Below are 11,876 nucleotides of genomic sequence, written 5' to 3'. Positions count from 1 at the left end.
GTGCGAGCGCTGTAGCGCGGGAGGGGCCGTAGGCGTTTTGCGAACCCTGATCATACGGGGGCCTCGCCGTGGTAGCCGTGGAGCGCGGTGCGTACGGCATCGCTGAGTAACTCATTGTCGTCGGGCAATCCGGCCTGCATCTTGAACGCACCGATGGCCACACGGGTCGCGTCATCCATCTGACCATCGCAGTCGCCGTTGAAGTAGCCAAGGCCACGCAGACGCTGCTGCACGCCTTTGAGGGTACTGATCGGGTCGAGCGCGCGCAGCCTCAGATGATAATCGCGGGAGAAGCCGTCAAAGGTTACGCGCACGGTGATGTCGTCGGCGGTGGGCTCCAGAGGCCAGACGATATCGCCGTTGGCTTCGGCTTCGCCACTGCCCAGCAGCGTGTCACCGCGCAATACCTGAAAGTGCCGGGCCAGGCCCTGTCCGGCGAGGGCATAAGGGCGAAACCTGAGCATGGCAGGGGTGTTCAGTACGCGGAAGGTGTGTCTTTGCCCGGTGGCGTTCTGTTCGAAGGTCGCTTTCACACGCGGCGGGACGAACAACGAATCACCCGCCGCGAGCGCCGTCCCGTCCGGGTGTTGACGGCGCAGATCGGCATTGCGCGGGTGATCCCAGAGTGTCTCGCGCGCATGCCCGTAGGCGTAGGCCACACTGTCGACGCTTTCGGTGGCCCCCAGTGTAAGGACGATGCCGTCACCGCCCGGGTCCGATCTGGCATTCATACGGTTTCTCCTTCCCTGGAAGTCGCACGGTGGTCATCTGAAGGCAATCGCGCCGATTCAGCAGGCGATTAAAACCTTAGTAGGTTATGGGCGTTTTGGAAGGAGCTCTGACTTGATGAGGTGCCGGTTGTCATTTTGTAAGCGTTTGGTCGCGGTAGGGCTTCTGGCCGATGGCCAGGCTAGCCGACGCTTAACGTCGGATAGCCAGCTGCTCACATCCTGGCGGCGCGGTAGTGGGGCAATGAACAGGCTTGCCCTCGTCAGTGAGAGTGGCGCGGCTCACCACTGCGGGCAATTACTCTGAGATGCAACGTGGCAGGCTCAAGGCAGCCCCCCGTGGATAGCTGACCCACCAACTGCCGATACAGCTCCTGCCAGGGCGTTTGCGAAGGCGGGATATTCGGTGTCCATTCGAGTCGGCGCCGGGTCATCTCGGCTTCGTCGATCAGCAGGTTCACGGTTCGTGTGTTCAGATCCACTTTCAGGCGGTCGTTGGTTTTCAGCAAGGCCAGGCCACCTCCCACCGCTGCCTCAGGGGACATGTTGAGGATCGACGGGCTCGCCGATGTGCCGCTCTGGCGCCCATCACCGAGGCAGGGCAGGGAGTCGATGCCTTGTTTGATCAGCGCGGCCGGCGGGGCCATGTTCACCACTTCGGCACTGCCGGGGTAACCCACGGTGCCAACACCGCGGATGACCAGGATGCAGCGTTCGTCGATGTCCAACGCCGGGTCGTCGATCCGGGCGTGGTAGTCCTCCGGTCCTTCGAACACGATGGCGCGGGCTTCGAAGCTATCCTCGGCACCGGGTTCGGACAGGTAGGTCTTGCGGAACGCTTCGCCCACCACCGACATTTTCATGATCGCGCTGTCGAAGAAATTGCCGCTGAGCACGATGAATCCGGCACGGTGCTTGAGCGGGGTGTCGAAGGGGTAGATTACGTCGGTGTTGCTGGTCAGGCTGCTGCGCACGATTTCGCCGATGGTCTTGCCGCTGACCGTGGCGCAGTCTTCGTGCAGCCGCCCGGCTTTTTGCAGTTCATGCATGACCGCTGGGACGCCGCCGGCCCGGTGGAAACCTTCACCCAGGTACTTGCCCGCCGGCATGCAATTGACCAGCAGCGGCACGTCCTCGCCGATCCGTTGCCAGTCATCCAGGCTCAGTTCGACGCCCATGTGCCGCGCGATGGCGATCAGGTGTGGCGGACAGTTGCTCGAAGCGCCCAGTGCCGAGGCGACGGCAATAGCGTTCTCGAAGGCCTCGCGGGTCATGATCTGCGAAGGGCGGACGTCTTGCAGCACCAGTTCGCAGATACGCTTGCCGGTGGCATAAGCCATTTGCCCACGTTCGCGGTAGGGCGCTGGAATGCTCGCACAACCGGGCAGCGACATACCCAGGGCTTCGGCCAAGGCGTTCATCGACAAGGCAGTGCCCATGGTGTTGCAGTGCCCCACCGACGGCGATGCCGCAGTGGTCATTTCCATGAAGCCTTCGTAGTCGATCTCGCCGGCGGCCATCAGATTGCGCGCATGCCAGAGCACGGTGCCGGAGCCGATCAACTCGCCTTTGTGGTGACCGTCGAGCATCGGCCCGCCGGACAGGACAATCGCCGGCAGGTCGGTTGTTGCCGCGGCCATCAGGCAGGCCGGGGTGGTCTTGTCGCAACCTGTGGTGAGCACCACGCCGTCCAATGGATAACCATGGAGGATCTCCACCAGCCCCAGGTAGGCCAGGTTCCGGTCCAGCGCCGCAGTGGGGCGGCGCGACTGCTCGGCGATCGGATGCACCGGGAACTCCATGGGAATGCCGCCGGCATCACGAATACCGGCTTTGACCCGTTGCGCCAGCTCCAGGTGATGACGGTTGCAGGGCGTCAGGTCGCTGCCGGTCTGGGCGATGCCGATGATCGGGCGTCCCGATTGCAGCTCTTGGCGGGTCATCCCGTAGTTCATGTAGCGTTCGACATACAGGGCGGTCATGTCGGCGTGGGCAGGATCATTGAACCACTGCTCGCTGCGCAGTCGGCGTTTTGGCGTGTCGGTCATGATTCATTTCTCTCTTGTAATTAGGCGAATCGGCAAACGGTTCTGCGTCAGCGGGCGAGCAACCCCCGGGAGGCGAGATTGCGCAGCAGAGCGCTGACGCCAAAGGTCCAGGGTGCGGCGTCAGAGCTGTGGGTCACCTGGTTATGCAGGCTGCCAAGCAATGGGCTGCTGATACTGACCCGGTCACCCAGTTTGTGGGTAAACCCGCCACCGGCATGATCACGGTCTTCTGTGGGGGCGAACAGGGTACCGAGAAACAGCAGAAAACCGTCCGGGTATTGGTGATTGGCGTTGAGCGTCTGGCCCGCCAGGTCCTGCGGGTCGCGGCTGATCTGGCTCATGGAGCTAGATCCATGCATCCGGTAACCGTCTTCGCCTTGTACCTGCAGATCGACCACGCAGGCCCGCACATCATCCAGGCTGAAGTGCTCGTCGAACAGGCGAATGAACGGCCCGATGGCGCAGGAGGCATTGTTGTCCTTGGCCTTGCTCAGCAGCAGCGCGCTACGGCCTTCGAAGTCCCGCAGATTGACATCGTTGCCCAAAGTGGCGCCGTGGATCTGGCCACGGCTGTTCACCGCCAGCACCACTTCCGGCTCCGGATTGTTCCATTGGGAGCCGGGATGAATGCCGATGCGGCTGCCGCTGCCGACGGCGGCGAGAACCGGTGCCTTGGTGAAGATTTCCGCATCCGGGCCGATGCCGACTTCCAGATACTGCGACCACATGCCCTGTTCGATGAGCAAGGCCTTCAGGCGCATGGCCTGCTCCGAGCCTGGCACGATCGAACGCAAGTTGTCGCCGATCACGCTTTGCACGGTGGCGCGTATGGCTAGGGCTTTCGTTGAGTCGCCGCCGGCCTGTTCCTCGATCACTCGCTCGATCATGCTGGCGGCGAAGGTCACGCCGGCGGCCTTGATGACTTGCAAATCCAGGGGTGGCAACAACGACGGTTTGGACGGGTCGGCGTCGAGGCCGGTGTTGGCCAGCAGGGCCTGGACAGTGGTGATGAAGGTACCGGGTGTCTGCCGCACCGCAGCCAGTGGTGATTCTGTTTCCAGCAAGTCACTCAAGGTCGCAAAACGCTCCGACAGATCAAACACCCCGTCGCTGCGCAGCACAATGGGCGAAGGTCCGGCAATCCGGCCCGGCACCCAGGCGCGACCAATCAGGGTTCCGGCCACGCCATCGACCGGCAGGGTATTTTCGGGAGTAAGCAGTAGCGACATGGAAAGGTTTCCTGATTCGTAAAGCCTTCACGCTAGGGTGGGTGGTCGATAAACTCCAATGAGATATATTCAGTATTTGATAACGTCAGGTTATTGCTGATCCGAGGAACGCCCATGTCAGACCTGTCCTTTTCCAGCTTCTGCGGCTGGCTCAAATTTCGCCACCTGATGTTGATCGATACCTTGGGGCGCACACGCAATATGCATTTGGCTGCCCAGCAGATGAACCTGAGTCAGCCGGCCATCAGCAAGATGCTCAAGGAAATAGAAAGCCTGCTGGGCTTTGCATTGTTCGAACGGCTGCCCCGAAGCATGCCGCCCACGGCGCTGGGGGAGCATGTGTTGCGTTATGCGCAAATCGCCTTGAATGATGCACGTTCGTTCGTTGAGCAAATCAGCAGCCTGCGCGAGGGCGGTCACGGTTATCTCAAGGTCGGCGGGATTTTCGCCGCCACGGCGGTGGCCTTGCCCGAGGCGATCCTGCAGATCAAGCAAAGGTGGCCGCTGCTATCGATTGAAGTCGTTGAGCAGACCAGTAACCATTTGATGGAGATGCTCGAAGAAAAAAACCTTGATCTTGCGGTGGCACGCTTTACCGATCAAAGCCAGCAGCAACGCTATGACTTCCAGGCGTTGGCCCCGGAGCCGTTCTGCATCGTGGTCAACAGCCGACATCCGCTGGCAAACGCGGGGCCCACTTCCTTGCAGCAACTGGTGGACCTGCCCTGGATTCTCTACCCGGTAGGCACACCGATTCGTGCACGCATGGAACTGGCCTTTGCCGAGGCCGGGGTGGGGATGCCGCGCAATACCATCGACACCATCTCTATGCAGACTTTCCTCCAGGTTCTACAACGCGGACCCATGATCGGCATGCTGCCCAATGCCATGGTCAACCCGCTGCTGGAAAGCGGCCAGTTGATAACCCTCGATACGCCCTTGCACCTGGTGCCGCAGGATTACGGCATCCTCACGCGCAAGGGTGAGCAACTGGTGGGGGCGGCGCTGGAGTTCGCTGACATTCTCAAGGAAAACGCGCGTCTGGCTGCCACATCGTCCACTCAAGAAAGTCGGTGAATCTGCGGGAGCAAGGCTTGCCCGCGATGCCGGCGCCTCGTACTCGCTGACCGCGTCGTCTTCATCGCGGGCAAGCCTTGCTCCCACAGATAAATCTCCTCGGCACAAGTTCGGCACCGGCCGATGGTTATCTTGATAACGACTCGTTATCAGTTAATCCAAAAATGCCATTGGGAAAGAATCAATTCCCGACAGTAGAGTGACCCACTCAATAAAAACAATCAGGCATGCCCACATGCCCAGGGGTGACCTCATGCAAACCGTATCCGAGCATTTACCCGCGCAGTCGCAAGCCAGTGAACTCGATTTTGAGGACCGGACCTACCGCAAGGTTATCTGGCGCATCCTGCCGGTCCTGCTCTTGTGTTACATGGCCGCCTACCTCGACCGGGTGAACATCGGTTTTGCCAAGCTCGATATGCTCAACGAGCTGCAATTCAGCAACACCGTGTATGCCTTGGGCGCCAGTATGTTCTTCTGGGGCTATTTTCTCTTCGAAGTGCCCAGCAACCTGTTGCTGCATCGCTTTGGCGCACGGTTCTGGATCGCCCGGATCATGCTCAGTTGGGCGGTGATCTCCATGGCCGTGGCCTACACCGTGCCGCTGGCGGCCTTCTTCCACCTCGAATCGAGCACGATGTTCTACGTGCTGCGTTTCCTGTTGGGCATCTGCGAAGCGGGCTTTTTCCCTGGCGTGATTCTCTACCTCAATTACTGGTTTCCGACCCACCGGCAGAGCCGGGTGATGTCCGGCTTCCTGCTGGCACTGCCGGTCAGTCTGACCTTGGGTGGCATTCTCTCCGGTTGGCTGATGAACAGCATGCAAGGGGTGCAAGGCCTGTCCGGCTGGCAATGGATGCTGCTCATTGAAGGCATCCCTTCGATCATCATGGCGTTTGTGGTGATCGTCTGTCTGGCCGACAACATCGATAAAGCCAAATGGCTTAGCGTCGCGGAAAAAGCCATGCTCAAGGCCAATCTGCAAACCGACAACCAGGGCAAGGCCACACGGCTGAGCGAAGTGTTTTTCAACCCTCGGGTGTGGTTGCTGGTGCTGATTCTGCTGACCTTCAATACCGGCTTCTACGGCCTGGCGTTCTGGATGCCCTCGATCATCAAGAGCACCGGTATCACGAACAGTTTGCACATCGGTTTGCTGACCGCCATCCCGTACTCGGTGGCAGTGGTGGCGATGCTGCTCAATGCCCGGCACTCCAACCGCACCGGTGAGCGGCGCCTGCACGCGGCGATCCCGGCGTTCATTGGCGGCGTCGGCTTGATCCTCAGTGCCTTCTTCGCTGACAACCTGGTGTTGTCCGTGCTTTTCCTCAGCGTCTCCGCCTCGGGAATCCTCAGCTTGATGCCGATTTTCTGGACCTTGCCGGGGACCGTGCTGTCGGGCGTCGCCGCCGCGGCCGGCATCGGCATGATCAACGCCATCGGTAACCTGTCGGGGTTCACCGGTTCGATGATCACCGCCGTGGCGGAAACCCTCACGGGCAACATCAACAACGGCACCTATGTACTCGCCCTGTGTCTTTTGGTCAGCGGCGGACTGATCCTGGCCATCCCTGCCTCGATGCTCGGCAGGACTCCCAAGCACGCCGACACGGCAGTGCAACTGGAGACTGCATGAATCTGCAAAATAAGCGGGTGTTGGTGACGGCAGCGGGGCAGGGCATTGGTTTGGCCAGCGCCATTGCTTTCGCCCGGGCCGGCGCCGAGGTGTTCGCCAGTGACATCGATATCCATGCCCTCACTGGCATTGAAGGGATTACTGCCATCAACCTGGACGTCACGTCGACCGTTGCCATCAGCGCTGCCTGCGAGCGTATCGGTGGGCTGGACGTGCTCTTCAATTGCGCCGGTTACGTTCACAGCGGCAACATCCTGGAGTGCGACGAAGCCGCCTGGGCGCGTTCGCTGGACCTCAACGTCACGGCCATGTACCGGATGATCCGCGCATTTCTGCCAGGCATGCAGGCGCGGGGCGGCGGTTCGATCATCAACATGTCGTCGGTGGCCTCCAGCATCAAAGGCGTGCCCAACCGTTTTGCCTATGCGGCCAGCAAGGCGGCGGTAGTGGGCTTGACGAAGGCTGTGGCTATCGACTTCGTCACTCAGGGCATCCGTTGTAACGCCATATGCCCTGGTACCGTGGACTCGCCGTCGCTCCGACAGCGCATCGCGGCCCAGGCTGCGCAACAAGGTGTGGATGAGACCCAGGTTTACCGGCAGTTCCTCGAACGTCAGCCCATGGGCCGTATCGGCAGTACCGAAGAAATCGCGCAGTTGGCCGTGTACCTGGGCAGCGATGCGTCGAGCTTCACCACCGGTGGCGTGCATGTTATCGATGGCGGCATGAGTATCTGAACCCGGTTTTCACTTTGAATCTGAACAGGAGAACTCCATGAAACTGTTGCGTTACGGCGAAAAAGGTTCGGAGAAACCCGGCCTGCTGGATGCCGATCATCAGATCCGCGACCTGTCGGGCCATGTGCCGGACATCGCCGGACAGGCCCTGGGCCCGGACAGCCTGGCAGCGCTAGCAGCCCTCGATCCGTACAGCCTGCCCCTGGTTGCCGGCCAGCCTCGGATCGGTGCCTGTGTCGGGCAGGTCGGCAAATTCATCTGCATTGGCCTGAACTATGCCGACCATGCGGCCGAGTCGAACATGGAGGTGCCGAAAGAGCCGATCATCTTCAACAAGTGGACCAGCGCCATCTGCGGACCGAACGACGACATCCAGATCCCGCGTGGCTCACTCAAGACCGACTGGGAAGTCGAACTTGGCGTGGTCATCGGTAAAGGCGGTCGTTACATCGACGAAGCCAACGCCCTGGAGCATGTCGCCGGTTATTGCGTCATCAACGACGTGTCAGAGCGTGAGTGGCAACTGGAGCGCGGCGGCACCTGGGACAAGGGCAAAGGCTTCGACACCTTTGGCCCTCTTGGACCGTGGTTGGTGACCCGGGACGAAATCGCCGACCCGCATACGCTGGATCTGTGGCTGGAGGTCGACGGGCACCGCTATCAGAACGGCAATACCCGGACGCTGATCTTCAGCGTGCCGCAACTGATTGCCTACCTGAGCCGCTGCATGAGCCTGCAACCCGGCGACGTCATCTCGACCGGCACACCCCCCGGTGTAGGCTTGGGCATCAAGCCCAACCCGGTGTTCCTGCGGCCGGGCCAGACCATTCGCCTGGGGATCGAGGGCCTGGGCGAACAGCGTCAAGTCACGGTGCAGGCGGACTGACGGCTGGGCTCGCTGCCGCCTTCGCGAGCAGGCTCGCTCCCACAGGGGGAACGCGGTCTCACCAAGAAACAGGTCGGCTGTCAGGCCGCCTCGCGACGGACGTTGATCTCGGCGCCCCGTTAACCACGCTGGCCGAACGCAGGTATTGTGGAGTGGGCATCCCGGCATGGATGCCGGGATAGCCGCGCTGGGCCATGGATGGCCCTTCGCGGCGGGCCCACGGAGCAATGCCTGCGTTCGGGCATGCCGAGCCTAGGCGAGGCACCGAGTGGTGGGGCAAAAGCGTTTTGCTTACTTTTGCGCTTCTCAAAAGTGAGCCGCCGTAAGGGCGGAACCCTAAGTAGCCGTTACCGCAGCAATGGATATGTACTCGTGAACAAGGCCAGCTGTAAGGCCGCTATCGCGAGCAAGCTCGCGATAGCGGTGCTCCGGCCCAGCCTCACTTGGAATCAACACGCCTGACACGCTTCATCACCACCACGAAAAACACCGGCACGAACACCACCGCCAGCGTGGCGGTGATCATCCCGCCGATCACCCCTGTGCCGATGGCCTGCTGGCTCGCCGAGCTGGCACCGCTGGCAATCGCCAACGGCACTACCCCAAGGATGAAGGCCAGCGAGGTCATGATGATCGGCCGCAGGCGCAGGCGTGCGGCCTCAAGCGTGGCGTCGATCAGGTCGTGGCCGTCGTCGTACAGGCTCTTGGCGAACTCGATGATGAGGATCGCGTTCTTTGCCGAGAGACCGATGATGGTGATCAGCCCGATCTTGAAGAACACATCGTTGGGCATGCCGCGCAACGACACGGCCAGTACCGCACCGAGCACACCCAGCGGCACCACCAGCAGCACCGAGGTCGGGATCGACCAGCTCTCGTACAGCGCCGCCAGGCACAGGAACACCACCAGCAGCGACAGGCCCAACAGGATCGGCGCCTGGCTGCCGGACAAACGTTCCTGCAAGGACAGCCCGGTCCATTCCTGGCCCAGGCCTGTCGGCCCCTGGGCCACCAGCCGTTCGATTTCGGCCATGGCTTGCCCGGTGCTGTAGCCCGGTGCCGGTTCGCCGGAAATGCTCACCGCTGGATAACCGTTATAGCGGGTCAGTTGTGCCGGTCCCTGGGTCCAGCGAGCCTGGACGAATGCCGATAACGGGACCATCTTCCCGCTGTTGTTGCGCACGTGGATCTTCAGCAAATCCTCGACCTGGCTGCGCTGATCACCCTCGGCCTGGACCACCACCCGTTGCATGCGGCCCTGGTTGGGGAAGTCGTTGATGTAGGCCGATCCCACCGCCGTGGACAACACGCTGCCGACATCGGCAAAGGAAATGCCCAGGGCATTGGCTTGCTTGCGGTCGACCTCCAATTGCACTTGCGGCGCTTCGGCCAGGGCGCTTTCGCGCACATTCATCAGCATCGGGCTTTTCTCGGCGGCGGCGAGCAATTCGCTGCGGGCCTGCATCAAGGTGGCATGGCCGAGGCCACCCCGGTCCTGCAAACGGAACTCGAAACCGCTGGAAGTGCCCAGGCCATCCACGGGCGGTGGCAGCACCGAGAAGGCCATGGCGTCCTTGATTTGACCCAGCGCCAGGTTGGCACGGTCGGCAATCGACGCTGCCGAATCCTCGGCACCGCGTTGCGACCAGTCCTTGAGGGTGGTGAAGGCCAGCGCCGCGTTCTGGCCACTGCCGGAGAAGCTGAAACCGAGGATGATCGTGCTGTCGCCGACCCCCGGCTCGCCGGCGTTATGGGCTTCGATCTGCTCCACCACCTGCACCGTACGGTGTTTGCTGGCACCCGGCGGCAGCTGGATGTCGGTGATGGTGTAGCCCTGGTCTTCCACCGGCAGGAACGAGGAGGGCAGGCGACTGAACAGCAGGCCCATGCCCACCAGCAGCACGCCGTAGATCAGCAGATAACGGCCGCTGCGTTTCAGCGCATAGGCCACCCAGCCTTGATAGCGGTCGCCGAATCGATCGAAGCCACGGTTGAACCAGCCGAAGAAACCGCTTTTGGCGTGGTGATCACCTTTGGCGACTGGTTTGAGCAAGGTCGCGCAAAGCGCCGGGGTCAAGGTCAGGGCGAGAAAGGCCGAGAACAGGATCGACGTCGCCATCGACAGCGAGAACTGCTGGTAAATCACCCCCACCGAGCCCTGCATGAACGCCATCGGAATGAACACCGCCACCAGCACCAGGGTAATGCCGATGATGGCGCCGGTGATCTGCCCCATGGCCTTGCGCGTGGCCTCCTTGGGCGACAAGCCTTCCTGGGCCATGATCCGCTCGACGTTTTCCACCACTACGATGGCGTCGTCCACCAGGATGCCGATGGCCAGCACCATGCCGAACATGGTCAGCACGTTGATCGAGAACCCCAGCGCGAGCATCGTCGCGAAGGTGCCCATCAACGCCACCGGCACCACCAGGGTCGGGATCAGGGTGTAGCGGATGTTCTGCAGGAACAGGAACATCACCGCGAACACCAGCAGCATCGCCTCGCCGAGGGTGTAGATCACCTTGGTGATCGAGACTTTGACGAACGGCGAGGTGTCGTAGGGAATCTTGTATTCCACCCCGGCCGGGAAGTAGCGCGACAGCTCGTCCATCTTGTTGCGCACCAGGGTCGCGGTGTTCAAGGCATTGGCCCCCGGCGACAGTTGTACGGCCACGGCGGTGGACGGCTTGCCGTTCAGGCGCGTGGAGAACTGGTATTCCTGGCTGCCGATTTCCACCCGGGCCACATCGGCGATGCGCACCGTCGAGCCATCGGGGTTGGCCTTGAGCACAATGTCGGCAAACTCCTGGGGCGTGTTGAGCTGGCCTTTGACGACGATAGTCGCGGTGATTTCCTGAGTGCTGCGGCTCGGTAATTCTCCCAGGCTGCCCGCCGACACCTGGGCGTTCTGCGCCACGATGGCGGCATTGACGTCGGCCGGGGTCAGGTTGAAGCCGACGAGTTTCTGCGGATCGATCCAGATCCGCATGGCTCGCTCGGCCCCGTACAGCTGGGCCTTGCCGACACCGTCCAGGCGCTTGATCTCGTTCATCACGTTACGCGCCAGGTAATCGCTGAGCGCCACGTCGTCGAGCTTGCCGTCGCTGGAGGTGAGGGTGATCAGCAGCAGGAAGCCAGCGGAGACTTTGTCCACTTGCAAGCCCTGCTGCGTGACCGCTTGCGGCAGGCGCGATTCCACTGCCTTGAGGCGGTTCTGCACGTCGACCTGGGCCAGTTCCGGGTTGGTACCGGGTTGGAAGGTTGCCGTGATAGTGGCGCTGCCCAGGCTGCTTTGGGATTCGAAATACAGCAGGTTGTCGGCGCCGTTGAGTTCCTCCTCGATCAGGCTGACCACGCTTTCGTCCACGGTTTGCGCCGAAGCGCCCGGGTAGACGGTGTAGATCTCGATTTGTGGCGGGGCCACGACCGGGTACTGCGCCACCGGCAACTGTGGAATGGCCAGGACACCGGACAACAGGATGAACAAGGCGACGACCCAGGCGAACACCGGACGGTCGATGAAGAATTGCGGCAT

The 11,876-nt window shown here is 61.7% G+C and carries 8 protein-coding genes; 4 read left to right on the top strand and 4 right to left on the bottom strand.

Annotated features, from left to right (window positions below; genetic code table 11):
- Positions 1-50: 50 nt before the first annotated feature.
- The 3 genes from AC3I65_RS15370 to AC3I65_RS15360 form a co-directional block, all read right to left on the bottom strand.
- The gene (locus AC3I65_RS15370; protein WP_139049782.1) at positions 51-731 is read right to left on the bottom strand and encodes a peptidoglycan-binding domain-containing protein; all 681 of its coding nucleotides are present in this window, start codon (positions 729-731) and stop codon (positions 51-53) included.
- A 260-nt stretch (positions 732-991) separates the two neighbouring features.
- Positions 992-2,776, bottom strand: a complete 1,785-nt coding sequence (locus tag AC3I65_RS15365) for an IlvD/Edd family dehydratase (protein ID WP_160894353.1) — start codon at positions 2,774-2,776, stop codon at positions 992-994.
- Positions 2,777-2,823: 47 nt separating this feature from the next.
- Positions 2,824-4,005: a fumarylacetoacetate hydrolase family protein gene (locus AC3I65_RS15360; RefSeq protein ID WP_139049784.1), complete on the bottom strand. Its 1,182-nt coding sequence runs from the start codon at positions 4,003-4,005 to the stop codon at positions 2,824-2,826.
- A gap of 114 nt (positions 4,006-4,119) precedes the next feature.
- On the opposite strand from AC3I65_RS15360, the gene AC3I65_RS15355 reads away from it, so the two are divergent.
- From AC3I65_RS15355 to AC3I65_RS15340, 4 genes are all read left to right on the top strand, one after another.
- Positions 4,120-5,082, top strand: coding sequence for a LysR family transcriptional regulator (locus tag AC3I65_RS15355; RefSeq protein ID WP_160894355.1), 963 nt, complete (start codon positions 4,120-4,122; stop codon positions 5,080-5,082).
- A gap of 253 nt (positions 5,083-5,335) precedes the next feature.
- Positions 5,336-6,718 carry an MFS transporter gene (locus AC3I65_RS15350; protein ID WP_160894357.1) on the top strand — a complete coding sequence of 461 codons (1,383 nt, stop codon included), beginning with the start codon at positions 5,336-5,338 and terminating at the stop codon, positions 6,716-6,718.
- Positions 6,715-7,455, top strand: coding sequence for an SDR family oxidoreductase (locus AC3I65_RS15345; protein WP_139049787.1), 741 nt, complete (start codon positions 6,715-6,717; stop codon positions 7,453-7,455). Before AC3I65_RS15350 ends, AC3I65_RS15345 begins: the two co-directional genes overlap by 4 nt.
- Before the next feature lie 37 nt (positions 7,456-7,492).
- Positions 7,493-8,341, top strand: coding sequence for an ureidoglycolate lyase (locus AC3I65_RS15340; RefSeq protein ID WP_488523958.1), 849 nt, complete (start codon positions 7,493-7,495; stop codon positions 8,339-8,341).
- A 439-nt stretch (positions 8,342-8,780) separates the two neighbouring features.
- Here the strand turns inward: AC3I65_RS15340 and AC3I65_RS15335 are convergent, their stop codons facing one another.
- The gene (locus AC3I65_RS15335) at positions 8,781-11,876 is read right to left on the bottom strand and encodes an efflux RND transporter permease subunit (RefSeq protein ID WP_305466125.1); all 3,096 of its coding nucleotides are present in this window, start codon (positions 11,874-11,876) and stop codon (positions 8,781-8,783) included.

The organism is Pseudomonas sp. N-1-13 (assembly GCF_057787095.1).
Note: the sequence above shows the minus strand (reverse complement) of the source record. Positions and strands in the feature narration are given on the sequence as shown.

Excerpts from the sequence above, each read along its gene's own strand:
- AC3I65_RS15335 (WP_305466125.1), bottom strand. The coding sequence starts at position 11,876 with ATGCCGCAATTCTTCATCGACCGTCCGGTGTTCGCCTGGGTCGTCGCC.
- AC3I65_RS15345 (WP_139049787.1), top strand. The coding sequence starts at position 6,715 with ATGAATCTGCAAAATAAGCGGGTGTTGGTGACGGCAGCGGGGCAGGGC.
- AC3I65_RS15355 (WP_160894355.1), top strand. The coding sequence starts at position 4,120 with ATGTCAGACCTGTCCTTTTCCAGCTTCTGCGGCTGGCTCAAATTTCGC.
- AC3I65_RS15360 (WP_139049784.1), bottom strand. The coding sequence starts at position 4,005 with ATGTCGCTACTGCTTACTCCCGAAAATACCCTGCCGGTCGATGGCGTG.
- AC3I65_RS15370 (WP_139049782.1), bottom strand. The coding sequence starts at position 731 with ATGAATGCCAGATCGGACCCGGGCGGTGACGGCATCGTCCTTACACTG.
- AC3I65_RS15350 (WP_160894357.1), top strand. The coding sequence starts at position 5,336 with ATGCAAACCGTATCCGAGCATTTACCCGCGCAGTCGCAAGCCAGTGAA.
- AC3I65_RS15340 (WP_488523958.1), top strand. The coding sequence starts at position 7,493 with ATGAAACTGTTGCGTTACGGCGAAAAAGGTTCGGAGAAACCCGGCCTG.
- AC3I65_RS15365 (WP_160894353.1), bottom strand. The coding sequence starts at position 2,776 with ATGACCGACACGCCAAAACGCCGACTGCGCAGCGAGCAGTGGTTCAAT.